Source organism: Bacteroides sp. ET225 (genome assembly GCF_024733745.1).
GTDB lineage: Bacteria > Bacteroidota > Bacteroidia > Bacteroidales > Bacteroidaceae > Phocaeicola > Phocaeicola excrementipullorum.
Window position 1 is genome coordinate 1 of record NZ_JANRHN010000100.1, and the last position, 267, is coordinate 267.

Here is a 267-nt window from a genome sequence, read left to right on the forward strand (position 1 = left end):
TCAAGAGACTTCTGCTCGGACATCAGGTGCATATATGCCTTGACAAGCCCTTTCTTGTGGGGCTTCTGCTGCCACGTGCCGGTATATTCGGTGAAAGTCCTGCCGCAATCCTTGCACTTGAAGCGTTGCGTCCCGTGGTCCTTGCCGAAACGGTAGTAACGGTTGCCGCCGCAATGAGGGCAGCAGCCCTGCTTTTCCAACAGAGCTGACAGGTGCGAGCTTTCAGGGACTGTCGCTTCACAATGTTTGGCCATGCTCAACGCTTGT

At 55.1% G+C, this 267-nt stretch carries 1 pseudogene; it reads right to left on the bottom strand.

The annotated features are described in order from the left end of the window. Window positions 1-203 (bottom strand): annotated as a pseudogene (locus NW212_RS15270) (IS1595 family transposase); the annotation flags it as partial. Window positions 204-267: the final 64 nt, after the last annotated feature.